Origin of the sequence: Hydrocarboniphaga sp. (assembly GCF_028291725.1) — a bacterium.
Taxonomy (GTDB): Bacteria; Pseudomonadota; Gammaproteobacteria; order Nevskiales; family Nevskiaceae; genus Hydrocarboniphaga.
Genome location: NZ_JAQGNT010000036.1, coordinates 17257 through 42043 on the forward strand (window position 1 = coordinate 17257; position 24787 = coordinate 42043).

Sequence of the window (24787 nt, forward strand, 5' to 3'; positions counted from 1 at the left end):
GAGCGGTATCATCTGGCCGCAACCTGACGGCCGGTTCGGCAAGATTGTTGCTCATCCCGTTGTCCACTACTCTTTCTGGAGCGTGTTCTGTTCACGCACTTCCCTGGCCGTGCCCGCGGCCGTTTCATTCTCGCTGCCGCAGCCCTGCTCACTTTGACGATATTGGCCGCCTGTGGCGGCGGCTCCGACAACAGCGGATCGGTTCCTGCCGAAGACCCGGGAACGCCGTCCGACCCCACATCAGGCGGCGATCCGACCTCGCCCGTGCAGGCGGCTTCGGGCCCCGGTGGTACCGAAGCCCGGTATGCGTCGGCAACTTCCCGCCACTACGGCATGGGCGGAACCTCTTACACGCTGGTGCTGCCCGATGGCGCCGGCACGGCCAGCCTGCCGGTGGTCTATCTGCTGCACGGCTACGGCACGCTCGGCAGCGAGGCCTACAGCTCCTGGGCCGAACACCTGGCCAGGCGCGGCGCGATCGTGATCTATCCCTACTACCAGTTCTCGGTGACGACGCCGGTGGACTCGTACACGCCCAATGCGGTGCAGGGCATCAAGGACGCGCTGGCCTTGGTCGCCGCGGACGGCGGTGTCCGGGCGGATACCTCCAAAGTGATTGTGATTGGCCATTCGCTGGGCGGTGCGGTCGCGGCGAACATCGCGGCCATAGCCGGCTCGTCCGGCATTCCGCAGCCGATCGCGATGATGACGATCAACCCGAGCAACCAGTCCAGCAGCGGCAGCGTCGTGATGACGCTGGAAGATATGGCGCAGGTTCCGTCGAAGACGCTGCAGCTGTCGCTGTTCAGTGATCAGGACCAACGCATCACCGATGTGATCGCCAAGCAGATCTTCTACGGCACCACCAATATCAAGTCGGCGAACAAGGACTACATCGTCGTCAACAGCGACGCTCACGGCGATACGCCCTTGGTGGCGGATCATTTTGCGGCGCTGGCCGGCAGGACCACGGCCGGCGCGGTGTATCCGCCGGATGCGCTGGATTTCTACGGCTACTGGAAGCTGTCCGACGCGCTGATGTCGGCGGCCTTCGACGGCAGCCAGCGTGATGTCGCGCTCGGCCACGGCAGCGCAGCGCAGCGGTACATGGGGACCTGGGGTGACGGCGTCGCGGTCAAGCCCCTGACGGTGACCGGCGCGCCATAAGCGTAGGTCGGCAATGCCTTGCCGACGTGTACGCCCGATTCGCAATCAAGGCCTCATGTCGGCAAAGGATTGCCGACCTACGGGCGTAGCCCCAATACCGTTCAGTTAACGCCGAGTTGTAGGGCGGGAGCATCCCGCCTTTCGCGACGGGGCGGCGGGATACGCTGCGCTCCTCCCGCCCTACGCGACAAAGTGAACCGTGTTGGCCGTAGCCCGGGTGAAACCCGGGGCCGAGCCCGGCCGATCGCCTACTTCTTCTTCGCCTGGTTCGCGACCGCTTCGGCGGCGCGCTTGGCGGCTTCCGGGTCGCCGAGATAGCGGTGGCTCTTGGCTTTGAGTTCGTTGTCGAGTTCGAACATCAGCGGGATCGCGGTCGGGATGTTGATCTCGAGGATCTGTTTCTCGCCGACGCCGGTCAGATACTTGTACAGCGCACGCAGCGAGTTGCCGTGCGCGGTCACCAGTACGGTCTTGCCGGCTTTCAGGTCGGGCGCGATCGCGTCGTGCCAGAACGGCAGCACGCGCTCCAGTGTGGTCGCCAGCGATTCGGTCGCCGGCAGCGCGTTGACGTCGAAGGCCTTGTAGCGCGCGTCGTGGCGCGGGTGCCCCGGATCGGCGGCGTCCATGGCCGGAGGCGGCACGTCGTAACTGCGGCGCCAGATTTTCACCTGCTCCTCGCCATGCCTGGCGGTGGTTTCGGCTTTATCCAGCCCCTGCAGCGCGCCATAGTGGCGCTCGTTCAGGCGCCAGCTCTTGATCACCGGAATCCATAGCTGGTCGAGACCTTCGAGCACCACGTTCTGGGTGCGGATCGCGCGCTTCAGTACCGAGGTGTAGGCGACGTCGAACGCCAGGCCCTCGTCCTTCAGCAGTTTGCCGGCGGCGATCGCCTCGGCAACGCCGGCCTCGGTCAGATCGACGTCGACCCAGCCGGTAAAGCGGTTCTCGAGATTCCACTGGCTCTGGCCGTGGCGCAGCAGCACGAGTTTGCGGGTGCTCATGGTGATGGTCGTTCCTGTCGATCCTGCAGATGCCGGTTTTTGAGCCGCACGTAATGAGCGGTGGAATAGGTGAAATTGTCGCGCTCGTCCCGGGTCAGTTCGCGCACCGCGACCGCCGGCGATCCGCGATACAGCCAGCCGCTTTTCAGGCGCTTGTTCGGCGGCACCAGGCTGCCGGCGGCGAGTATCACGTCGCTGTCGATCACCGCCTTGTCGAGCACGATCGCGCCCATGCCGATCAGCACGCGGTCGCCGACGGTGCAGGCATGCAGGATCGCGCCATGGCCGACGGTCACGTCCTCGCCGATGCTGAGTTCCAAGCCGCCGGGCGTGTACGGACCGTCGTGCGTGGCATGCAGCACCGCGTTGTCCTGCACGTTGCTGCGTGCGCCGACGGCCATTTTGTTGACGTCGCCGCGCAGCGCCGCGAACGGCCAGATCGACACGTCGTCGCCGAGCGTGACCGCGCCCTGCACCAGCGCGAGTTCGTCGATGTAGACCGCGTGGCCCAGCGTCGGCGAGATGCCCTGGTAGCTGCGAATCATGGTCTCAAGGGGGCAGCGGCGTGGTGGTAATGCCCGGCGTGTTCAGCCGGTTGACGTAGTTGGCGTCCGACCACTTGTTGAGAAACTCCTTGATGTGGTCGAGCACGTCGCTCTGGCCGCGCAGCCCCGGGCCGATCGACGCCAGCAGGCGCGGATGCGGCATCTTCGGATAGATGATGGTCTCCACCGGCCCGCCGGCGCGGCCGATGCTGGCGGCGAGGTTGCGGGTGCTGCTGACCTGCACGATCTCGTCGTCCTCGCCGGACATCAGCAGCATCGGCGGGTTGCGGCCGTCGGTGAACATGATCGGCTGCGACTGCTCGAACTTCTCCGGCGGGCCGAACAGATCGCGCAGCGTCGGGTCCACCAGCGGCAGGAAGTCATACGGGCCGGCCAGGCCGACCATGCCGCGCAGCCAGGTGCGCGATCCGCCGACGTCCTGCAAGTACTGCTCGTTCAGCGCCAGCATCGCGGCGATATGCGCGCCCGAGGAATGGCCCATCACGAAAATCTTCTTCGGGTCGCAGCCGTAGTCGGAGATATGGTCGCGTGTCCATTTGACGACGCGCGCGCCGTCCTGCACGAAGGCCGGAAAGCGCACCATCGGGTACAGGCTCACGTCCGGGATCACCGTGCAGTAGCCGATGCGCGCCAGCGCGCCACCGACGAACTCGTATTCGTCCTTGGTGCCGGTGGTCCAGCGCTTGCCGTAGAAGAACACCACGACCGGGCGCTTGGTCTGGTTGGCCGGCGTGTAGACGTCGAGCCGCAGATTCTTGACCGGGTCGTAGGGCATGTTCTGGGTGCGCTGGAAGTCCTTGGTGGACGTAAAGCTGTTCAGAACCTGCTCGCCGGAGCAGGCGCTCAGCGCGGCGAGCAGCGGCAGGCTCAGCCAGAGGCAAACGTTGCGGAAGGCGTGGGTCATCGGGTCGGGTTTGCTGGCACGGGCGCAGGGGCGCGCCCGAAGTCTCAATGTTAATTCATGTCGCCCTGCGCCACTTGTTCGCGCCTGAGCGCGCCCCCATGCTTCAGCACTCGTCACAAGAACTTTCGTAAACCATGACCCAGACCGCGAATCCGCTGCTAGCCGAGCGCCCCCTGAACCAGTTGCCGGATTTTGCGCAACTCGCGCCCGAGCAGGCCGAGCCGGCGCTGGACCAGTTGCTGGCCGCCAATCGCGCCGCGCTGGACCAGCTGCTGAGCAAGCAGGGCGAGCCGAGCTGGGCGACGCTGATCGAGCCGCTGGAGCAGATGGGCGAAGGCCTGGGCCAGATGTGGGGTCCGGTGTCGCATCTGTTCGGGGTGCGCGCGACCGCGGGTTGGCGCTCCGCCTACAACGCCTGCCTGCCGAAGATCACCGAGTACGGCCTGGAGTTGTCGCAGTCGGCGCCGCTGTGCGCGGCGTATCGCGCGATCGAGCAGCGCCCGGATTTCGCCGGGCTGTCGCCGGTGCGGCAGAAAGTGATACGCGATGCACTGCGCGACTTCCGCCTGTCGGGCATCGATCTGCCGGCCGACCAGCAGGCGCGCTACAAGGACATCGCGCTGCGCCTGTCCGAAATCCAGACCCAGTTCGAAGAACACTTGATGGACGCGATCCAGGCCTTCAGCAAGCACGTCACCGACGAGTCCCTGCTGGCCGGCATGACGGCGGCGGCCAAGAGCCAGGCGCAGGAAAAAGCCAGGGCCAAGAACCTGGACGGCTGGCTGCTGACGCTGGATTTCCCCAGCTTCGATGCGGTGATCACCTATTCGACCAACCGCGAGCTGCGCAAGGAGCTGTACACCGCGTTCACCACGCGCGCCTCCGATCAGGGCCCGCAAGCTGGCCAGTTCGACAACGGCCCGCTGATGCAGGAGATCCTCGCGCTGCGTCATGAGGAAGCCCGGCTGCTGGGCTTCGAGCACTACGCCGAGCTGTCGCTGGCGACCAAGATGGCCGACTCGGCCGACGAGGTCGAAGCCTTCCTGCTGGATCTGGCGCGCCGCGCGCGGCCGCAGGCGCTGGCCGAGCTAGCCGAGCTGCGCGCCTACGCCAAACAGCTCGACGGTCTCGACGAGCTGCAGCCCTGGGACACCGCGTATTACTCCGAGAAGCTGAAGGAAAGCAGCCTCGGCCTGTCGGATGAAGAGCTGCGCCCGTACTTCTCGCTGCCGAAGGTGCTGCAGGGCTTGTTCGGCGTGATCGAGAAGCTCTACGGCCTGCGCGCCGGGATCATCGAGAACGCCTCGGTCTGGCATCCGGACGTGCGCCTGTACGGTTTGAAGAATGCCGGTGGCGACATCGTCGGCCGCTTCTACCTCGACCCGTTCGCGCGCGAGGACAAGCGCGGCGGTGCCTGGATGGACGAATGCCACAACCGCCGCCGCAGCGCCGCGGGCCTGCAAGACCCGGTGGCCTACCTGGTCTGCAACTTCCGCCCGGCGGTAGCCGCCGACCAGCCGGCGCTGCTGACGCACGACGAGGTCGTGACCCTGTTCCACGAATTCGGCCACGGCCTGCATCTGCTGCTGACCCAGGTCGACGAGGCCTCGCTGGCCGGCATCCACGGCGTGGAGTGGGACGCGGTCGAGCTGCCCAGCCAGTTCATGGAGAACTGGTGCTATCACGAAGCGACGCTGCGCGGCTTCGCCCACCACTGGCAGACCGGCGAGCCGCTGCCGGACGCGCTGCTGCAAAAGCTGCTCGGCAGCCGCGTGTTCCAGACCGGGCTGATGACGGTGCGCCAGGTCGAGTTCGCGCTGTTCGACCTGCGCCTGCACCGCGACTTCGACCCGGCCATCGGTGCGCGCGTGCTGGAGACGCTGGACTCGGTGCGCGACGAGGTGTCGGTGCTGCGTCCGCCGGCTTTCAACCGCATGCCGATGAGTTTCAGCCACATCTTCGCCGGCGGCTACGCCGCGGGCTACTACAGTTACAAGTGGGCCGAGGTGCTGTCGGCCGACGCTTTCGCCGCGTTCGAGGAAAGCAACTTCGCCGCCGAGACCGGGCAGCGCTTCCGCGACACGATCCTGGCCAACGGCGGCTCGCGCGAAGCACGCGAGCTGTTCCGCGAGTTCCGCGGCCGCGATCCGCAGGTGGATGCGCTGCTGCGGCACAACGGGCTGGTGGCAGAAGCTGCGTAACGGCGTAACGGCGTAACGGCGTAACGGCGTAACGGGGTAGGTTGGGGTGAGCATGCGAACCCCAACATTCGTCCGCGCCGATGTTGGGGTTCGCTGCGCTCACCCCAACCTACGGAAAGCGGTCGGCGGCGGTTGGGGTTCGCGGTCGGCAGTTCGCTAAGCTAGCGGCCATGCCCCACGCCTACCCGCTGGTCCGCGACGTCCCCGCGCTGCAAAACAGCGCGCCCTTCGATCTGCTGGTCATCGGCGGCGGCATCTACGGTGCCTGGACCGCTTACGACGCCGCGCTGCGCGGGCTCAAGGTCGCGCTGGTCGAGAAGAGCGACTGGGGCAGCGGCACTTCGAGTGCGTCGAGCAAGCTGATTCACGGCGGCCTGCGCTATCTCGAGCATTTCGAATTCCAGCTGGTGCGCCATGCGCTGGCCGAGCGTCGGGTGCTGACCGATATCGCGCCGCATCTGGTGCGGCCGCTGCGGTTCATGGTGCCGGTGTGGAAAGGCGCCCGGGTCGGCATGTTCCAGATGTCGGCGGGCCTGACACTGTACGATTTTCTCGCGGGCCGCGATCAGCCGGTCGCCCGGCACAAGTCCTACTCAAAATCCAAGCTGCTGCGGCTGCATCCCTACCTGCGCGAAGCCGGGCTCAAGGGCGGCCTGTCCTACGGCGACTGCCAGGAAGACGATGCGCGGATGACGCTGGCGGTAGTCGCAGCAGCTCAACAGGCTGGCGTCGTGGTCGCCAATCGCGTCGCCGCGACGCGGCTGCTGAAGGACGGAGACAGGATCGTCGGTGCGACGCTGCATGATCTGCTCGGCGATACGAGCTTCGATCTGCGGGCCGCAGCGGTGGTCGCCGCCGCCGGCCCCTGGGCGCAGGCGCTGATCGGCCGCGAAGCGCCGAAGGTCAAGCTGGTCAAGGGCGTGCATCTGGTGATGCCGGCGATCCCCGGCTGCAGTGATGCCTTCCTGTTCACCGCACCGCAGGACGGCCGCGTCTACTTCGTCATTCCCTGGTATGGCCGCACGCTGCTCGGCACCACCGAATCCGAAGTCAGCGATCCTAAGCAGGCCGTTGTCACCGGGGCCGAGGTCGCCTACCTGCTCGAGGCCGCGCGCGCTGCACTGCCGCAACTTGGCTGGACCGAGCAGCAGGTGCAAGGCCGCTTCGCCGGCGTACGCACCCTGCAGGCGGACGAGGAGGACAGCTTGTCGGCGGTCACGCGCGAGTTCGTCGTGCTGCAGCCCTCGCCGGGACTGGTGCTGCCGATCGGCGGCAAGTACACGACTTCGCGCGTCGATGCCATCGAGATCGTCGATGCGGTAATGCGCACGCTCGGCCGCGGCCGGCATCCGTCGACGACGCACGATCATCCGCTGCCCGGCGCGCCGCCGGCGCGTGGCTTCGATGCCTGGCTCGTGAACGCCAGCACGCGCCTGCGGCAGCATGGCGTCGATGCAGCCGCAGCGATACAGCTCGCGCTGCGGCATGGGCAGCGCGTCGAACGAATCGCCGAGCTTTTGGTCGAACAACCGGCGTGGTCTGCGCGGGTTGTTGCGCAAGCCGAGTTCATCGACGCCGAAATCGTGCTGGCCGCGCGCGAAGAAATGTGTTTTTCCTTAGACGATTTGTTGCGCCGCCGCATGCCGTTGACCTTGCTGACCCCGCTCGCGAAGGCCGATTTACAGCAAATCGCCACGCTATTCGGCGAGCAATTGAAATGGACCGCCGATCAACGGCAGTTGGCAGTCGACGAAATGCGCTCACGCTGAACGTTGCTGCCGCAATCAGGATTTCCTCTGTGCGCACAAGGCCTTGTCAGCATCGTGACGGGTAAGTCGTGAGTGTGATTTTTTTGTTGCCGTGCTGTGACATTGCTCCGAGACTCCGCGCCACATAAGTGGCTGTGTCTGGTTTTTCAGCGCAGCCGATTGGGACAAGAAGTCCTTTGTGCGATGAGGAGAGGCTCAATGTTCGTACGAAACGCATTCGCCGCGTTGGCTGTTGTGTGCGCGCCGCTGTTTCTGTCCGCCTGTGGCGGCGGGGGTAATGAATCCACCGATGACAATGCCGGTCTGAAGACCGGCGTTTTTTCGCTGTTCGATCCGGTGGCCGCCAGCGCCACGGTGCCTTTCCCGTTCGACGGATTCTTCTCCGGCTCGACCGACGGCACGCTCAATATCCCGAACAGCAGCGGCGCGCCGTTCGTGACCCAGGCGAACCTGCAGGACGGTTTCTCGACCAGCGCGTCGATGTTCACCGACATGCTCGGCACGCTCGACTACTCGACGTTGAGCGCCGGCCTGCTGGTGATCAACACCGCGACCGGCGCGGTGCTGACGCCGGGCGTCGACTACACCACGCAAGCTTCGGTCGCGATCTCGACCAATCCGCTGTCGGGACAGGACGAGCCGATCAGCGCGTTCCGCTCGCGCGTGCTGATCGAGCCGCTGAAGCCGCTGTCTGCGCAGACCCGCTACGTGGTCGTGCTGACGCCGGCGCTGAAGAGCCTCGACGGCGTGCCGGCCGCGCCCAGCGAGCTGTTCAAGGTAGTGCGTTCGGGGACGCCGGTCGCCGATCAGACGGTCGGCGCGCTGACCGCGCTGAGCGCCGCGCAGAAAGCCACGCTGGAGACGGTCCGCACTTCGCTGATCCGCCCGATCGTGACCCAGCTCGCCGGCTTCGGCCTGAGCGAAGAGCAGATCGTGCTGACCTGGAGCTTCACCACGCAGTCGATCGGCAACACGCTGAAGCATCTGCAGGCGAACGCAGTGGCCAGCCAGATCGCGGCGAAGAATACCGGCGCGACGCTGGCGAATTTCAACGCCGCGCTGCCGCCGATCGCGAACGTCTACTTCGGTACCGTGAAGCTGCCGTACTACCTGGCGACGCCGGGCACGACGGCCGCGACCGTCACCGATCCGCTGACCAAGTACTGGCTGGCCGACGCTGCCAAGCCCGATACCACGCAGAGCTTTCTCGGCCAGGTTCCCTGCGGCGCGTTCGTGACCGCGAGCACCGGTTTGTCGCCGAGCGAATCGACCACCGCCTGCTTCCCCGATCCGGTCAAGCGCAGCGACGTCACCGTGCCGGTGCTGATCACCGTACCGAATGCGAGCAGCGGCAAGACCATGCCGGCCAACGGCTGGCCGCTGGTGATCTTCCAGCACGGCATCACCGGCAACCGTTCGCAGATGCTGGCGCTGGCACCGGCGCTGACGCTGGCGGGTTTCGCGGTGGTATCGATCGACCTGCCGCTGCACGGCCTGCCGCCGGACAGCCCGCTGCGCATCGCCGGCGTGTCCGAACGCACTTTCGATCTGGACCTGTCGAACAACACCACCGGCGCTTCGGGCCCGGACGGTGTGGTCGATCCCTCGGGCACTTACTTCATCAATCTTTCCAGCCTGATCACCAGCCGCGACAACATCCGCCAGGCCGTGTCCGACCTGATCGTGGTGGCGAAGTCGGCCGGCGGGACGATTCTGGTCAATACCGCTGGCTCGCCCGACGGCAACAAGTTCGATGCCACGCAGCTGCGCTTCGTCGGCCACTCGCTCGGCGGCATCGTCGGCGGCACGCTGCTCGGCGTGAACACCGAGATCGGCGCGGCGACGCTGGCCATGCCCGGTGGCGGCATCGCCAAGCTGCTCGACGCCTCGGTCAGCTTCGGTCCGCGCATTTCCGCTGGCCTGGCCGCCAGCGGCCTGATCGAAGGCACCGACAACTACGAGACTTATCTGCGCTTTGCGCAGACGCTGGTGGATTCGGCCGATCCGATCAACTACGCCGCCAGCGCAATCGATCTGCATGCCATCCACATGATCGAAGTGGTCGGCAGCGATACCTCGCCGGCCGACCAGGTGGTGCCGAACAATGCACCGGCCAACGCCGGCACGAGCAGCAACGACAAGGTGACGATCACCGGCTTCCTGTCGGGCACCGATCCGCTGTACCAGCAGATGGGCCTGACGCCGCATGTGTACGACGGCAGCGCCGATGTGCAGTTCGGCGAGGCCGCGCACGGCAACGTCGTGCAGTTCACCACCGGCGATCACGCCTCGATCCTGAGCCCGGCCGCGTCGGCCGCCGCCACCTCGGAAATGCAGAAAGAGACCGCGAGTTTCCTGGCCAGCAACGGCCTGTGCCTGCCGATCGGAGGGTCCTGCCAATGACAAGCGCAGCGACCGCTACCCACGGCAACTCATCTCATAAGGACAGGCACATGAACCGCACCCAATCTCCCCGTCTGCGCAGGACCAGCGTTGCACTGGCTGCCGCCGCGTTCGGCTGCAGCTTCGCGCCCGCCGTCCAAGCGCTCGACTATTCCGCCAACGGCGTCGAACTGCGCGTCGACAGCCGGCTTTCGGTCGGTGCCGCCTGGCGCGTGGCCGATCGCGACCCGAACAACATCGGTATCAGCAATGGCGGCAAGGCCTATTCGACCAATGGTGACGACGGCAATCTGGCCTTCGACAAGGGCGACCTGGTGGCCTCGCCGATCAAGCTGACCAGCGACGCGACGCTGACCTGGCGCGACTACGGCATCTTCGTGCGCGGCAGCTACGTCTACGACCCGACGCTGCAGCAGAAGCAATACTTCAACCCGGCCAACTACGGCCAGCCCGGCAAGGAAGCGCCGGCCTCGGAATACCACGACAAGACCGACATCGTGCGCGACCGCCTGGGTCACGACGGCAGCCTGCTGGATGCCTATTTCTACGGCAGCAACTCGATTCTCGATCGCACGCTGAGCTACAAGATCGGCCGCCAGATTCTGAACTGGGGCGAATCGACCCTGGTGCAGAACGGCCTCAACTCGCTGGTGTCGGCCGATGCGAACAAGCTGCGCGTGCCGGGCTTCGAGATCAACGAAGCGGTCAAGCCGGTCGGCATGGTCAGCGCGTCCTACGACATCATCGAGAATGTCAGCCTGGAAGGCTTCTACCAGTTCGAGTGGCGCCGCAGCGATCCGGACGCGGCCGGCAGCTTCTGGGAGACCAACGACTTCGTCGGCGCCGGTGGCACGCGCGCCAACATCAGCTTCGCGATCCCGGGCGAGAACGACATCGGCAGCACCGTGCCGCACGGCGAAGACCGCCTGGGCAAGGACAGCGGCCAGTTCGGCGCTGCACTGCACTTCTACATCCCGCAGCTCAACGGCATCGACCTGTCGCTGTACGCGGCCAAGTACAACAGCCGGCTGCCGCTGGTCAGCGGCCACTCGGCGACCGAGCCGCTGAAGCCTTTCGGCGGTGACTACTTCCTGGAGTATCCGGACGACATCAAGATGGTCGGCGCCTCGTTCAACTCGACCCTGCCCTGGGGCCTGGCGCTGCAGGGCGAGTACAGCCTGAAGAACGGCCAGCCGCTGCAGATCGACGACGTCGAAATCCTGCTGACCGGCCTGGGCATTCCGAGCCAGCTGAACCGCACGCTGGGCGGCGCGTCCGGCAACCAGTATCTGAAAGGCTATCGCCGCAAGGACGTGTCGCAGGCCGACGTCGCGCTGACCCGCGTGTTCGGCCCGAACTCTCTGCTGCGCAACGATCAGACGATCCTGGTCGCCGAGTTCGCCTACGACTACGTGCATGATCTGCCGCCGACCAGCGAGCTGCGCTTCGACGCGCCAGGCACTTATCTGCCGGGCTACGACGCGGCAACCGACGGCGCCGTGCGCGCGGGCTTTCTGCACAACCGCGGCAAGGTCGATCCCAGCGATCCGGATGGCCGCGACGATCTGCCGGCGGAGACCAACAGCTACGCGACCTCGACTTCGTATGGCTACAAGCTGATCGCGCGGCTGAGCTACAACAACGCGATCGGCGCGGTCGCGCTGAACCCGACGATCCGCTTCGACCACGACCTGCACGGCTACACGCCGCAGCCGCTCGGCAACTTCGTCGAAGACCGCAAGATGCTCAGCGTGTCGGTGGGCTGGACCTACCACGCGGCCTGGAGCGGCGACGTCGGCTACGTCAACTACTTCGGTGGCGCCGACCAGAACCTGATGTCGGATCGCGACTACGTCGAGGCCAGCGCCGGCTATTCGTTCTGATCAATGCGGGATCGTTTGTCGCAGGGCCTCTCATCCTGCGAAAAGGCCGGGCTCGTGCCCGGCCTTTTTTTGCATGGTTCCCGCCGATCAAACCGCCGTCGCTAGCTGGAACTGTAGGAGCGGTCCTTGACCGCGATTGTGCCGGTTCAGCCTCAATCGCGGACAAGGTCCGCTCCTACAGTTCCGCGAACCGGGCGCCTGTGCTGATCGATCACGGGTTGCCGGGTTCTTGTTTTGTGGGCATGGTTCTACAGCGTGAACAACGACATGAAATCCCACATCGCCTCGGTCGCGTCGAGGTTCTGGGTGGTCGTGCCCAGCCAGGGCTGCGGGGCTACCGGCTCGCCGCCGGGCCAGGCGTGGCCGCCGCCGACGATGGTGAACAGGCGCACGGCGCCGCCGCTGCTGCAGTCCCAGTTCTCGCTGAGCTCGATCGAGGTGCCGTCGTCCACCTCCGGCGGCAGCGAGCTGTCCTGGCGCGAAGCCGGGTTGCAGCCGTGGATGCCGGACCAGCGCGCGAAGTTGGCCTCGGCCGAGAGCATGCCCAGCGGGGCGTCGTAGTTCACGACCGGATCGTCGGTGCCGGCGAAATAGACCACGGGCACGGCGCGTTTCGGCGCGCAGGCCGCCGACTGCGTATTGCGCAGCGTCGCCGCGTCGATGGCGGCGGCGGCGATCAGCTCCGATTGTTCGCAGATGAAACGCTCGGTCATGAAGCCGCCGTTGGACATGCCGGCCATGTACACGCGCTGCGGATCCACCGGATAGGCGCTGCTCATGTGCGCGATGACCTTGACCAGAAAATCGACATCGCCGCTGGACGGCGAGGACGAGGGATCGTCGTCCCAGCGCCGGGCCGTGCCTTCGGGCAGCACGATCCAGGCGCCGTACTCGGCCGCCAGCCGTCCGGCGCGAGTCAGATTGGCCATGGTTTCGGCGTTGCCGTTGGAAAAATGCAGCAACACGATCAGCGGTGCCTTTTCCGGGCTCACGTTCTGCGGCTCGATGATGATCAAAGGCCGCGACACGCCCCGGTGCTCGACCGAGTCGGTGACCGCGATCGTGCCCTCGGTGGGCATCAGGTATTGCTGGCCCAGGCGCGTGAGGCTATAGCCGAGGGCGCCCAGCGACTGCGTGAGCGATCCGTCGAGGACGCCGGAAATCTGGCCGAGGCTGCCCCCCAGGTTCTGGCCGAACTGGCCGAGGCTGCCGCCCAGGTTCTGGCCAAACTGTCCGAGAGCGCCGCCGAGGTTCTGGCCGAGCTTGTCGAGACTGTCGCCGAGCCCGGCTCGGGCGGGCATGGCAAAAATGAGGCTCAGCGTCAGCAGCGCGGCCCATCGGCGGATTGCAGGCATGGTTTTATCTCTCGGATACAGCGGTTCTCCCTGGATGAACCGGCTGTCTGGTTTTTGACCGGCGGCACTTTAACGCAGTGCGTACGGCCTGACCATGCGGGCCGGTAACGGCGCCCGCAGTCCGAACCCGGCCCTCAACTCTCCGGAAACTCGGAGAACCGGCGTTCGATCACGCCGAGCAGCCCGAGTAGGCTAAACCCAGCGCTTTGCCTGGCCTTCTGCGCTGGGTTTCCGCTGCGCTGCAACCCAGCCTACTTGCTCTGCGACGGCTTCTTCGAACGAGTCGGGTAGGCTGGGTTGAGGAACGAAACCCAGCACTCAGCGGCGCGCGGCGTTACTTGCAGGGCTATAGCGAAAACTGCGAAAAGAACGCCCACATCGCCTCGGTGGCGTCGAGGTTCTGGGTGGTGCGGCCGATCGATAGCGTGCCCGCGCTGCCCGGCCAGGCGTGACCGCCGCCGACGATGGTGAACAGACGCACGGCTCCGCCGCTGCTGCAGTCCCAGTTCTCGCTGAGCTGAATCGAGGTGCCGTCGTCGACGCTCGGTGCCAGCGCACTATCCTGGCGCGAAGCCGGATCGCAGCCGTGGATGTCGGACCAGCGCTGGAACGTGGCCTGTGCGGGCAGCATCGTGATCGGGTGGGAATAGGGCACGAGCAGGTCCTGGGTGCCGGCGAAATGCAGCATCGGCACCGCCCGCGACGGCGCGCAGGCATGATCCTGCGAGATGCGCAGCGTCGCCGCGTCGACCGCGGCTGCGGCGATCAGCTCCGGTCTTTCGCAGGCGAAGCGCTCGGTCATGAAGCCGCCGTTGGACATGCCGGCCATGTAGACCCGCCGCGGATCGATGGGGTAGGCGCTGCTCATGTGAGCGATGACCGCGGCCAGAAAGTCGACGTCGTCGCTGGACGGTGAGATCGCCGGATCGTCGCTCCAGCGGCGGTGGCTGCCCTCGGGCAGCACGATCCAGGCGCCGTGCTCGGCCGCCAGACGCCCGGCCCGGGCCAGGTTGGCCATGATCTCGGCATCGCCGCCGGAGAAATGCAGCAGCACGATCAGCGGCGCCTTCTCCGCGCTCGCCACCGCCGGTTCGATGATCAGCAGCGGCCTGGCGACGCCCTGATGCTCGACTGCGTCGGCGATGGCGACGGTGCCTTCGGTCGGCTCCAGGGATTCCTGAGCCATGCGTGTCAGCACATAGCCCAGCGTGCCGGAGAGGTTCTCGAAAGCCCCGCTCAAAATCTCGCCGACTTGTTCAACCGCGCCGCCGAGGTCGGCGTGCGCGGGCATGGCCATGCCGAGCGCGAGCAGCGCAGCGGCCGTTTTACGTGGTGCAGACATCGCGTTCCCTGCGTATACCGGCCGTTCACGAGCGAAGCGGCCATCTTCCGATCCATAGAAAGGTAAGCAGTCTAACTCGGCACCGCGTGCGATGCCGGGGCCGGTCTGAAACAATGGCGGCATGAAGCTCAACCCCACCCAGCTCGGCGCCGCGCTGGCGCGCAGCCTGGCGCCGGTCTACGTGGTCGCTGGCGACGAGCCGCTGCTGATCCAGGAGTCGCTGGACGCGATCCGCGCCGCCGCCCGCAAGCGCGGCTTTCATGAGCGCGAAGTCCTGGACGTCGACAAGTCTTTCGACTGGTCTCGTGTGGCCCAGGCTTGCGACAGCCTGTCGCTGTTCGCTTTGCAGCGCATCGTCGAGCTGCGCATGCCCAATGGCGCGCCCGGCACCGAGGGCAATGCGGTACTGCAGAAGCTGGCCGAGCGGCCGCCGCAGGACGTGCTGTTCATCGTCGTCTGCGGCGCGCTGGAGACCAAGCAGCGCAACAGCGCCTGGTTCGCGGCGCTGGAGACGGCCGGCGCCAGCGTCTATGCCTGGCCGATCGCCAGCGCCGAGGTCGCGCCCTGGCTGGACGGCCGGCTGCGCGCCGCCGGCCTGAAGCCGGACGCCGAAGCGCTGCAGCTGCTGGCCGAGCGCACCGAGGGCAATACGCTGGCCGCGGCGCAGGACATCGCCAAGCTCGCGCTGCTGTTCCCGAATGCGGCGATCGGCGTCGAGCAGGTGCGCGAGGCGGTGGCCGACAGCGCCCGCTTCGACGCCTTCGACCTGACCGAGCGCATGCTCGGCGGCGACGCGGCCGGCGTGGTCCGCAGCCTCGGCCATCTGCGCCAGGAGGGCGTCGAGGTGCTGGAGCTGCTCGGTGCGCTGAGCTACTGCCTGCGCCAGTGGGCCAACGTCCAGGCCGCGTTCGCCGCCAGCGGCGACGTGCAGCGCGCCTGCGAGGCGGCCTACGTGCCGCGTCCGCGCCAGGCGCCGTATCAGAAAGCCCTGCGCCGCACCCGGCTGCCGCAGATCTACGGCTGGATGCGCAGGACCGCGGTGATCGACCAGCTGGCCAAGTCCACCGGCGGCAAGGAACAGGCCTGGGAAGAGTTGCTAACATTGGTCATGGCGGCGGCCGGGTCGGCGCCGAAGCTTCCACAAGCCGCAGTCCAACGAGCATGAACGCGCAGGCGGTAAAAATCGCAAGCAAGACCAGCCAGGATGAGGTCCTGCATTACATGCGCGAACGCGGCGAGCGCGCTCGCGCGGCCGCGCGTCATATCGCGCGTGCCGACACCGGCACCAAGAATGCGGCGCTGTTCGCGCTGGCGCAGCTGCTGGTGGACGACAGGCGCGCAATCCTGGCGGCGAATGCCGAAGACCTGCGTGCCGGCCGCGCCGCCAGGCTGGATGCGGCGATGCTGGATCGTCTGGAGCTCAACGACAGCCGGATCGAGACGATGGCCGAGGGCGTGCGCCAGGTTGCCGCGCTGCCCGACCCGATCGGCGAGATGACCGACATGAAAATGCGTCCGTCCGGCATCCAGGTCGGCCGCATGCGCGTGCCGCTGGGCGTGGTCGGCATCATTTACGAATCGCGCCCGAACGTGACCGCCGAGGCCGCGATCCTGTGCCTGAAATCCGGCAACGCGGCGATCCTGCGCGGCGGCTCCGAGGCGATCAACTCCAACCAGGCGATTGCGCGCTGCATCCAGCGCGCGCTGCGCGACGCCGGGCTGCCGGAAGACGCGGTGCAGATCCTGACGATCACCGATCGGCGCGCGGTCGGCGCGATGGTGACGATGCCGGAATACATCGACGTGGTGATTCCGCGCGGCGGCAAGGGCCTGGTCGCCGCCGTTTCCAATGGGGCGCGTGTGCCGGTGATCAAGCATCTGGACGGCATCTGCCACGTGTACATCGACGCCGACGCCGACGTCGAGAAAGCGATCGCGGTCTGCGTCAATGCCAAGACCCAGCGCTACGGCACCTGCAATACGATGGAGACCCTGCTGGTCGATGCGCCGATCGCCGAGCGCGTGCTGCCGCGCCTGGCCCAGATCTACCGTGAAGCCGGCGTCGAGCTGCGCGCCTGCGAGCGCACGCGGCGCATTCTGGCCGATGCCAAGCCGGCCACCGAGGCGGACTGGGCCGAGGAATATCTGGCGCCGATCCTGTCGGTGAAAATCGTCGACGGTGTCGACGCCGCAATGACGCACATCGCGCGCTATGGCTCGGCCCATACCGACGCGATCGTCACCGAAAACTACACGCGCGCGCGCCGCTTCCTGCGCGAAGTCGATTCGGCCTCGGTGATGGTCAATGCCTCGACGCGCTTCGCCGACGGCTACGAATACGGCCTGGGCGCCGAGATCGGCATCAGCACCGACAAGTTCCACGCGCGCGGCCCGGTCGGCCTCGAGGGCCTGACTTCGCAGAAGTGGGTGGTGCTCGGCGATGGCAACGTCCGCTGAACGCCGCCGGCTCCGGAACGGACGCATTGCGGCGTCACGCCCTCCTTGTGTACTGCTGGTACACGGCGTCGCTTGTTCCTTGCACTGCGCCCGTTCCGGAGCCGGCGGCTCCGCGCATTGGCTGGCATTCCTGCGAATGAGGCTCGGGCGCTGAACGCTCCGTTCGGCATTTTTGGCGGCACCTTCACGCCCATTCACAACGGGCACCTGCGGCTCGCGCTGGAACTCAGGGAGCGCCTGGCACTGGAATCGGTGCGGGTAATCCCGAGCGCCCAGCCACCGCATCGCGAAGCGCCGCAGATCAGCGCGCAGCGGCGCATGGAATGGGTGCAGCTGGCGCTGGAGAACGAGCCGGCGCTGATCGCCGACGATTGCGAGCTGCGCCGCGCCGGGCCTTCGTACACGCACGACACGCTGGCGGCGCTGCGCGGGGAATTCCCGGATCGCCCACTGGTACTGTTGCTCGGCGACGACGCGGCCAATCAGTTTCACACCTGGCATCGCTGGCGCGAGATCATCGATCTGGCGCACCTGGTGTTCGTCGAGCGGCCCTACGAGCCGCCGGCGCCAGCGGCAGAACTGCTCGCGCATCTGCGTGGCCGCCGCGCGCCCAGCCATGTGGCGCTCAGCCAGCAGCTTGCAGGCTTGTGGACCTCGGCCAACATCCCGCCGCTGGCGATCTCTTCAACTCGTGTCCGCCGTCTGCTGAAGGCGGGACGATCGGTACGCGGCCTCGTCCCCGAGTCCGTGATTGCTTCATTCACTCATAAGGACATCAGCCTTCTCACACACGATGAAGACCCAGCCACTGACTGACGTTGCCCGCAGCGCGCTCGAAGACTTGAAAGCCATCGATCTCAAGATTCTCGACGTGCGCGGCCTAACCACCATTACCGACGTGATGATGATCTGTACCGGCACGTCCAACCGACACGTGGTGTCGTTGGCGCGCAATGTATTCGACATGGCCAAGGAAGCCGGCTACCAGCCCCTGGGTATCGAAGGTCTGGACGAGGGCGAGTGGGCGCTGGTGGATCTGGGCGATGTCGTGGTGCATGTGATGCAGACGCAGACGCGCGCGTTCTACCAGCTCGAAAAGCTGTGGGACATGAGCGAGCCGCGTTCCAAAGTCGCCAACGGCTAGCGGTTCACGACTGTGCGGCTGCGCCTGATCGCGGTCGGTGGCCGCATGCCCGACTGGGTGCGGACTGCGTTCGACGATTATGTGCGCCGCTTGCCGCGCGAGCTGCGGATGGAGCTGGTCGAGATTCCGCTCGCGGCGCGCGGCAAGAACGCCGACATCGCGCGCGCGCGCCAGATCGAAGGCGAGCGCGTGCTGAAGGCGCTGCCCGATGGCCTGCGCACGGTCGCGCTCGACGAGCGCGGCGCCAGCTGGAGCAGCCTGGATCTTGCCGATCAGCTCAAACGCTGGCAGCAGGACGGCCGCGATGTCGCGCTGCTGGTCGGCGGCCCCGACGGCCATGCGCCGGACGTGCTGAAACGCGCCGAGCAGAAATGGTCGCTGTCGCCGCTGACCCTGCCGCATGCGCTGGTGCGCGTGCTGATCGCTGAGCAGATCTATCGCGCGACGACACTGATCGCGGGGCATCCGTATCACCGGGCCTGACCGCCCTCGATCGTGACCGCACTGTAGGAGCGGACCTTGTCCGCGATTGTGCCGGTGAGGCCTCAATCGCGGACAAGGTCCGCTCCTACAGTTGGGTTCAGATGCCTCGGTTGCGCATTGACGGTACACCTCGGCAACAGGATTGCCGACCTACGGCGGATGCACCAGCGCCGCCAGTTCGGTGCGGCTGAATACGCCCAGCTTGCGGTACACCCGATACAGATGATTGGCGACCGTCGATGGCGCGACGCCGATTTTCTTCGCGGCCTGTTTGAACGACATTCCCTGTGCGACGGCGTTGACCACCTCGCGCTCGCGCACCGTCAGCCGGTCGAGCGGGCCCGCGGTCCAGAGGTGAACCAGGAACAGATCGCCGAGCGCCTCGCATTTGACGCCGAGCGTGCCGACCAGCCCGGTGGAGCCGGCTTCCGGCAACGGGAAAGGCAGCGCCTGCGGCGGCTGCGGATGCGGATAATGGGTTTCCAGCAGATCCAGAAAACGCGGCTGCGCCTCGTGGAACAGGCCGGTGCTGTCGACGACCGCCGCGCCGCTGCCGGGCGGGCGATCGCTGCGATGCAGCTCGTAGACGAAGAACACATGCGAGGCGGCGTTGAACAGGTGATAGGTAATGCGCCGCTGCCATTCCTTTTCCTGCGCGCTGAACTGCTCGTCAGGATTTTTGCGGTACAGCGTCACCAGGCTGTACAGGCCGCTGCGGCGCTCCAGGTGGCCGGTCGACAGGATCCGCTCGATCCCATGCGGCTGGAAAACCCGCCGATAGACCTCGGTCTTGTGGAAAGCCTCGTCCGACAGCACGCTGGCCATGTCCACCGGCTGCTCGAGGTTGGCCATGATGCGCGGGAGCAAGGGATTGATCTGGTGCGTGGCCTCGAGCTGCGACGGAAATTCTTCCGGCAGGCCGACGATGGTGCGGGTATGGAAGCGCCCCTGTGCGGCGCTGCCGCTGCCCCAGAGCGCGCCGTCGTGCGGAATCACCCGCGCCAGCGTTTCCAGCGCCCAGGCGCGGTAGCGCTCGGGCGCGATCGCCAGGCCGGATCGATACAAGCGCGCGATGTAGCGATCGACCTTGAGGTCGGCCGGCTCCGAGGATGCGGGGGATTCGACAGCTGCCGACACCGGGATTCCCATTTTGAATTGTCTGGTCGGATGGTCTGGTGATCAATGTAGCAGCGCGGCATGGTCCGTATGTAGGCTACTAATGACCAGTCACGCTCCGTTAAGGTTGCGCTCATCCGTTACCGAAAGACTGGGCGACCTTTTTTCGTCGGAGCGGGACTTTATGCGTCAGTTGATCGTAGCGGTGCTGTCGATGGTTTTCGTGTGTTCGGCGGTGGTGGCGGTTGCTCAGTCCGAGCCGACTCCAGTCGAGCCGCCCGCCGACGAGGCCGCGACCACCGGTGGTCAGCCGGTCAGCCAGGACACGTACAGCCCCGATGAAATCGTCTCGAAAGGCCGCGACTTTTTCGGCGCCACCACCGAAGGCTTCGCCAAGGCGATCGAGAAGGTTTTTGCCGAGCAGGGCCGGCCCAATGCCTACATCGTCGGTGAAGAGGGCAGCGGCGCGATCGTGGTTGGTCTGCGTTACGGCAAGGGCACGCTGAACTACAAGGGCGGCGGTGGCCTGCCGCTGTACTGGCAGGGTCCGTCGGCCGGCTGGGACTTCGGCGGCAATGCCAGCAAGGTGTTTACGCTGGTCTACAACCTGCGCACCACCAACGAGATGCTGCAGCGCTTTCCAGGCGTCGACGGCAGCCTGTATATCGTCGGCGGCATCGGCGTGAACTATCAGCGCAGCGGCGACATCACGCTGGCGCCGATCCGCACCGGCGTCGGCCTGCGCGCTGGCGCCAGCATCGGCTATCTGCACTACACGCTGAAGCGTTCGCTGATTCCGTTCTGAGCGGTGTTGGGGTTCGCGTTGCTCACCCCAACCTACAATGTTCCGCTCGTAGGTTGGGGTGAGCGCAGCGAACCCCAACATCAAGCCGGGCCGATGCGCTTGACGAAATGAAACGAGCTGACGTGCATGCGCTCGCGGAAATAGAAGCGATGCGCGTCGGTCCTCTGGGTTCCAGAGTCCAGCGTAAGCCACTCGCATTGCATCAGCACGGCCTTGTCGGCGCACCAGTCGAGCAGGGCCTTGCCGGCTCCGCTGGAACGCGATGCCGGGTCGGTCACCAGATCGTCGACATACAACGCGCGGCGATACGCCGTGTTGACGATCAACCTCCAGACCATGACGGCGACCACACGGTCGCCGTCGGCGGCGACCGCCATGCGTCCCCCGTGTTCAAAGACTTGCTGCAGGCAGTCGGCATAGCGCTCGGGCAGGGCGGGCCGCAGTTGGCGATGTACGGTCTCGGAGCGCAGCAACCAGTCCTCATGGATCAGGATGCCGGTGTCGTCGGTGACCGCAATCACCGGGTAAGCGTGTTGTTTCATCCGCATAAGCCCTATTTTTCCCTTTGGAAACAGATTAAAGGAACTGCGCGCGGCCGTCGCGGTCTGAACCCTTGCCCAGGGCAATACCGCTGAACCTGGTGTTTGCTAGACTGCGGTTTCGGTGTAACGCCACGTAACAAGACACGTAACAAGAGAGGATGTCATGAAGGATCTGCAGACCCAGTACCGCGGCCCGGGTATCGATGCCGGTTTTGGCCGCGCCGGTGCGGTGACGCCAGCGCAGAGGGTCCTGCGCCAGACCTACAGCCTGCTGTCGCTGACGCTGCTGTTCAGCGCCGCGATGGCCGGGGTGTCGATGGCACTCCATGTTCCCTACGGGCTCAGCCTGATGTGCTCGCTGGTGTCGATGGGCCTGTTGTGGTTCGTCGTGCCGCGCACCGCCAATTCCGAAGCGGGCATTTGGGTCGTGTTCGGCGTGACCGGACTGCTCGGCTTCGGCCTCGGCCCGATCATCAACATGCACCTGAAGATGGCCAACGGTCCGCAGACCGTGATGATGGCGCTTGGCCTGACCGGTGCGATCTTCGTCGGCCTGTCCGCCTACGCGGTGAAGACGCGCCGCGATTTCAGTTTCATGCGCGGCTTCCTGGTCGGCGGCATCATCCTCGCGTTCACGCTGAGCATCGGCCTGTTGATCGCGTCGTTCTTCGGCGTGTATCTGCAGCCGCTGTCGCTGGCGATCTCGGCGATGTTCGCGCTGCTGATGTGCGGCATGATCCTGTATCAGACCGGCGATATCATCAACGGCGGCGAGACCAACTACGTGCTCGCGACCGTGTCGCTGTACCTGTCGATCTACAATTTGTTCCTCAGCCTGCTGCAGCTTCTGGGCTACGCCAACAGCGACGATTGATTGCCTGCGAGCTTCAACAAAAGCCCCGCGAAAGCGGGGCTTTTTCGCGTCTGTAGGTCGGCAATCCCTTGCCGACGTGTACGGTCGATGCGCAATGACTGCCTCACGTCGGCAAAGGATTGCCGACCTACGGTTCAGGCCCGGATTGCGATGCGGAAGAATCGCATCGCGTTGTCCGTGGTGATGTTCGCCAGCTCGTCTTCATCGACACCGCGCGCCGCGGCGATCGTGCGCAGCACGTAGATCAGATAGCCCGGCTCGTTGCGGCGATGCGCGGCTTTGGGCGCGGTGCGCGGCAGCAGGTACGGTGCGTCGGTTTCGATCAGCAGGCGATCGGCGGGGATGCCGCGCACCGCGGCCAGCAGATGGCGGCCGCGGCGTTCGTCGCAGATCCAGCCGGTGATGCCGATGTGGCAGTCGAGCCGCAGGTAATCGGCGAGCGCTTCGGTGGTGTCGGTGAAGCAGTGCACCACGGCGTCGGCGAGTTGGCTGCGGTAGTCGCGAAGAATCGCGAAAAAATCCGGGTGCGCATCGCGCTGATGCAGGAATACCGGCAGTTTCAGCTCCACTGCGAGATCGAGCTGGGCGGTGAACGCGCGGCGCTGGGCTTCGCGCGGCGACAGATCGCGAAAATAATCCAGGCCGCATTCACCCATCGCCAGCACCCCGGGCTGCGATGCGAGCCTGCGCAGCGCTTCTGCGAGCGCCTCGTTCCAGTCGCTGGCGTGATGCGGGTGCAGGCCGGCGGTGGCATACAAAAAACCAGGGTGCGCGGCCGCCAGCGTCGCCGCGGCCTGCGAGCTTTCCGCCGAACTGCCGGTGACGACGATCGCGCCGACGCCGGCATGCTGCGCGCGCGCCAGCACCGCCGGCAGATCCTGCCCGAAGCTCTCATGCGCCAGATTGGCGCCGATGTCGATGAGCTTCACTACCGCGGACTCAGCGCGCGCCGGGAGCCGTGCAATCCTGGCGGCCGAGCACGCGCTGCTCGAGGCGCCGGCCTGTGCCGCTCTGCAAATCGAGCACCGAGATCAGCTTGAAGTCCACGAGCCGGTCAGCTGAGTCGGCGGAGCGATCCGCGTTCCAGCGCTGGCACAGATACTCCGACCAGCGCGCACGCGTTGCCGCGAGTTGCGGCTGCGCCATCTGCCGGCGGAACGCGCGCCAGCGCACGCCGTCGTCGCGCGCCGCGCCCGGTTCGTCGAAGCGCAGCGCGTCGCCGGCACTGCGCAGCGCGTCGACTTCGCGGCCGTCGCCGGTATGGCCGGCCGCCACCCACCAGCTATCGGCCGGAACCGGCGAGGGCGAGTAAGCGTCCCAGCGCTGGTCGAGCCGCAGCAGTTCCAGCGGCGGCGCCAGCAGGCGTTCGAACGGCCCGTCCGGCGTGCGCAGGCCGGCAAGGTTCCACACCAGCACCAGCGTCGCCAGCAGGCCCGCCAGGCGCTGCATGCCGATCGACGGCACGAACGGCAGCGCAGGCTCCGGCAGCAGCTTGTCGCCGAGACGGCTCAGCACAGCACGGTTGCGGGCGATGGCCTCGTAGACGAGATCGGCGGCGCCGCTCAAGCCCAGGGGCAGAGCCAGCACGCCGACCCAGGCGAATAGCGGCGAGCGCCGGATCAGCAGCAGCATCGCGGCACCTTTCAGATGTGCGGTGTCATCGTGGTCGATCACCACCCAGGAGTCGTTCGCGCGCAGCAGTGAATCCGCGCGGCGGTTGTCCTGCGCCGGCAGCACGCGCGCATTCGGCAGCGCCAGCAGTTGGGTCAGCAGCCGGCAGGTTTTCAGGCAGAACCCGCAGCTGCGGTCGTAATAGAGGCGCAGTTCGGTGCCTGGTTGCTGCCGCCGGATATGCCGGGCGCGGTTTTCCCAGAACGTCGCACCGACCAGCGCGATCAGGCCGGCGATTTGCGCCCAGGCCAGCATCCCGGTGGACAGCGTGAACATCGTCAGCAGCGCGACCAGCAGCAGCTGCAGCAGCAACACCGCGCGGACGATCATGCGATATCGCGCCGCGCGCGTGGTACCGGCGCGCAGCAGCAGAATAAGCGGCGCGATCAGTTGCGCGCACACCGCCCAGGTGGCGAGCGCCTGGTTCGCGTCGGCGTGCTCGCGCAGCCAGCGTCCAGCCGCCAGCGTGTCGGTGTCGGCCGCGTAGAGGTCGGCCGCTGCCGGTTGTAGCAGCGCCTGGAAGAAAAACACCGACAGCACCTGCAGCAGCAGCGCGGCCGAGGCCCAGGAGGCGTGACGGTGATCGGTGGGCGGCGCTTTGGGCGACAGTGCGGCGTCGATGCTCCAGCGCGCCGCGGTCGGCAGGAACAGGCACCAGAACAGCAGTACGCAGATCAGCGTATCGCCGGCGCCGAGCACCAGCGGATTGCGGTTCAGCAGCGACGCGCTCAGCAGCCAGGCGAGCAGATTTGCTATCCGCGTGCGCCAGCCGAAGGCCAGCGCCAGCGCGGCGCCGGCCTGTGCCAGCAGCAGCAGGCTTTGGAACCAGGCCTGGCCATTGGCCAGGTGCAGTGACCAGCGCCAGCCGGAGACGACGTCGCCCTGCAGCGCGCGCGGCAGGATGCCGGTGTCGCTGTAGAACGCGCTGACCTCGGTCAGGCGCGACAGCGTGTCGACCAGCAGCAGCAGGCCGAGTACGAAGCGCAGTGCCGCGAGCGATCGCAGATCGAGCGCGAAGGCGCGCCCGAGGCGCTCGGTCCAGAATCGGGGAGAGGGGTTCATGCCGGCCAAAATCTTACAGCAGTCGCAGGCGGACCAGACCAG

The 24787-nt window shown here is 66.4% G+C and carries 21 protein-coding genes; 12 read left to right on the forward strand and 9 right to left on the reverse strand.

The features are described 5' to 3' along the window. The first annotated feature begins 153 nt into the window (after positions 1-153). Positions 154-1167 carry an alpha/beta fold hydrolase gene (locus JWQ90_RS09410; RefSeq protein WP_299692603.1) on the forward strand — a complete coding sequence of 338 codons (1014 nt, stop codon included), beginning with the start codon at positions 154-156 and terminating at the stop codon, positions 1165-1167. Between the two features lie 248 nt (positions 1168-1415). On the opposite strand, the gene gpmA is transcribed toward JWQ90_RS09410, so the two are convergent. Genes gpmA through JWQ90_RS09425 form a run of 3 tightly spaced genes read right to left on the reverse strand, consistent with a single transcriptional unit; the run spans position 1416 to position 3638 of the window. Then, positions 1416-2168 carry a 2,3-diphosphoglycerate-dependent phosphoglycerate mutase gene (gpmA, locus tag JWQ90_RS09415; RefSeq protein WP_299692608.1) on the reverse strand — a complete coding sequence of 251 codons (753 nt, stop codon included), beginning with the start codon at positions 2166-2168 and terminating at the stop codon, positions 1416-1418. After that, the gene (locus JWQ90_RS09420; RefSeq protein WP_299692611.1) at positions 2165-2713 is read right to left on the reverse strand and encodes a gamma carbonic anhydrase family protein; all 549 of its coding nucleotides are present in this window, start codon (positions 2711-2713) and stop codon (positions 2165-2167) included. Before JWQ90_RS09420 ends, gpmA begins: the two co-directional genes overlap by 4 nt. A gap of 4 nt (positions 2714-2717) precedes the next feature. Beyond that, the gene (locus JWQ90_RS09425; protein ID WP_299692616.1) at positions 2718-3638 is read right to left on the reverse strand and encodes an alpha/beta hydrolase; all 921 of its coding nucleotides are present in this window, start codon (positions 3636-3638) and stop codon (positions 2718-2720) included. Between the two features lie 134 nt (positions 3639-3772). Between JWQ90_RS09425 and JWQ90_RS09430 the strand changes: the two genes are divergently transcribed. The 4 genes from JWQ90_RS09430 to JWQ90_RS09445 all read left to right on the forward strand — a co-directional run bounded on the left by JWQ90_RS09430 (position 3773) and on the right by JWQ90_RS09445 (position 11894). Beyond that, positions 3773-5839: a M3 family metallopeptidase gene (locus JWQ90_RS09430; RefSeq protein WP_299692619.1), complete on the forward strand. Its 2067-nt coding sequence runs from the start codon at positions 3773-3775 to the stop codon at positions 5837-5839. A 170-nt stretch (positions 5840-6009) separates the two neighbouring features. Beyond that, positions 6010-7608, forward strand: a complete 1599-nt coding sequence (locus tag JWQ90_RS09435; protein WP_299692622.1) for a glycerol-3-phosphate dehydrogenase/oxidase — start codon at positions 6010-6012, stop codon at positions 7606-7608. 198 nt (positions 7609-7806) lie between these two features. Beyond that, on the forward strand, positions 7807-10011 hold the full coding sequence (locus JWQ90_RS09440) for a hypothetical protein (protein WP_299692625.1): 2205 nt from the start codon (positions 7807-7809) through the stop codon (positions 10009-10011). Positions 10012-10061: 50 nt separating this feature from the next. Further along, positions 10062-11894 carry a DUF1302 domain-containing protein gene (locus JWQ90_RS09445; protein ID WP_299692628.1) on the forward strand — a complete coding sequence of 611 codons (1833 nt, stop codon included), beginning with the start codon at positions 10062-10064 and terminating at the stop codon, positions 11892-11894. Between the two features lie 248 nt (positions 11895-12142). Here JWQ90_RS09445 and JWQ90_RS09450 read toward each other — a convergent pair whose 3' ends face one another. Together JWQ90_RS09450 and JWQ90_RS09455 are read right to left on the reverse strand one after the other, a co-directional pair. Next, positions 12143-13249, reverse strand: coding sequence for a PHB depolymerase family esterase (locus JWQ90_RS09450; protein WP_299692630.1), 1107 nt, complete (start codon positions 13247-13249; stop codon positions 12143-12145). Between the two features lie 346 nt (positions 13250-13595). Further along, the gene (locus JWQ90_RS09455; protein ID WP_299692633.1) at positions 13596-14591 is read right to left on the reverse strand and encodes a PHB depolymerase family esterase; all 996 of its coding nucleotides are present in this window, start codon (positions 14589-14591) and stop codon (positions 13596-13598) included. A gap of 121 nt (positions 14592-14712) precedes the next feature. Here JWQ90_RS09455 and holA point away from each other — a divergent pair, with 121 nt between their 5' ends. From holA to rlmH, 5 genes are all read left to right on the forward strand, one after another. Next, positions 14713-15756, forward strand: a complete 1044-nt coding sequence (gene holA, locus JWQ90_RS09460; RefSeq protein WP_299692636.1) for a DNA polymerase III subunit delta — start codon at positions 14713-14715, stop codon at positions 15754-15756. Next, positions 15753-17048, forward strand: coding sequence for a glutamate-5-semialdehyde dehydrogenase (locus JWQ90_RS09465; RefSeq protein ID WP_299692639.1), 1296 nt, complete (start codon positions 15753-15755; stop codon positions 17046-17048). Before holA ends, JWQ90_RS09465 begins: the two co-directional genes overlap by 4 nt. A gap of 117 nt (positions 17049-17165) precedes the next feature. Next, positions 17166-17864 carry a nicotinate-nucleotide adenylyltransferase gene (nadD, locus tag JWQ90_RS09470; protein WP_299692642.1) on the forward strand — a complete coding sequence of 233 codons (699 nt, stop codon included), beginning with the start codon at positions 17166-17168 and terminating at the stop codon, positions 17862-17864. Next, positions 17842-18192: a ribosome silencing factor gene (gene rsfS / locus JWQ90_RS09475; RefSeq protein WP_299692645.1), complete on the forward strand. Its 351-nt coding sequence runs from the start codon at positions 17842-17844 to the stop codon at positions 18190-18192. The genes nadD and rsfS overlap by 23 nt, the downstream gene beginning before the upstream one ends. 12 nt (positions 18193-18204) lie before the next feature. Next, positions 18205-18675, forward strand: a complete 471-nt coding sequence (gene rlmH, locus JWQ90_RS09480; protein ID WP_299692648.1) for a 23S rRNA (pseudouridine(1915)-N(3))-methyltransferase RlmH — start codon at positions 18205-18207, stop codon at positions 18673-18675. Positions 18676-18825: 150 nt separating this feature from the next. On the opposite strand, the gene JWQ90_RS09485 is transcribed toward rlmH, so the two are convergent. Continuing rightward, a complete protein-coding gene (locus JWQ90_RS09485; RefSeq protein WP_299692651.1) occupies positions 18826-19812 on the reverse strand; it encodes a helix-turn-helix transcriptional regulator in 987 nt (328 codons plus the stop codon). Positions 19813-19975: 163 nt separating this feature from the next. Between JWQ90_RS09485 and JWQ90_RS09490 the strand changes: the two genes are divergently transcribed. Further along, positions 19976-20596: a DUF1134 domain-containing protein gene (locus JWQ90_RS09490; protein WP_299692654.1), complete on the forward strand. Its 621-nt coding sequence runs from the start codon at positions 19976-19978 to the stop codon at positions 20594-20596. An 80-nt stretch (positions 20597-20676) separates the two neighbouring features. Here JWQ90_RS09490 and JWQ90_RS09495 read toward each other — a convergent pair whose 3' ends face one another. Beyond that, on the reverse strand, positions 20677-21138 hold the full coding sequence (locus JWQ90_RS09495) for a GNAT family N-acetyltransferase (RefSeq protein ID WP_299692657.1): 462 nt from the start codon (positions 21136-21138) through the stop codon (positions 20677-20679). Between the two features lie 163 nt (positions 21139-21301). Between JWQ90_RS09495 and JWQ90_RS09500 the strand changes: the two genes are divergently transcribed. Next, positions 21302-22012, forward strand: a complete 711-nt coding sequence (locus JWQ90_RS09500) for a Bax inhibitor-1 family protein (protein ID WP_299692660.1) — start codon at positions 21302-21304, stop codon at positions 22010-22012. Positions 22013-22146: 134 nt separating this feature from the next. Here JWQ90_RS09500 and JWQ90_RS09505 read toward each other — a convergent pair whose 3' ends face one another. Further along, positions 22147-22941 (reverse strand): TatD family hydrolase, encoded by a 795-nt coding sequence (locus tag JWQ90_RS09505; protein ID WP_299692663.1) that lies wholly within the window; start codon positions 22939-22941, stop codon positions 22147-22149. 10 nt (positions 22942-22951) lie between these two features. Continuing rightward, positions 22952-24745, reverse strand: a complete 1794-nt coding sequence (locus JWQ90_RS09510; protein WP_299692666.1) for a DCC1-like thiol-disulfide oxidoreductase family protein — start codon at positions 24743-24745, stop codon at positions 22952-22954. Positions 24746-24787: the final 42 nt, after the last annotated feature.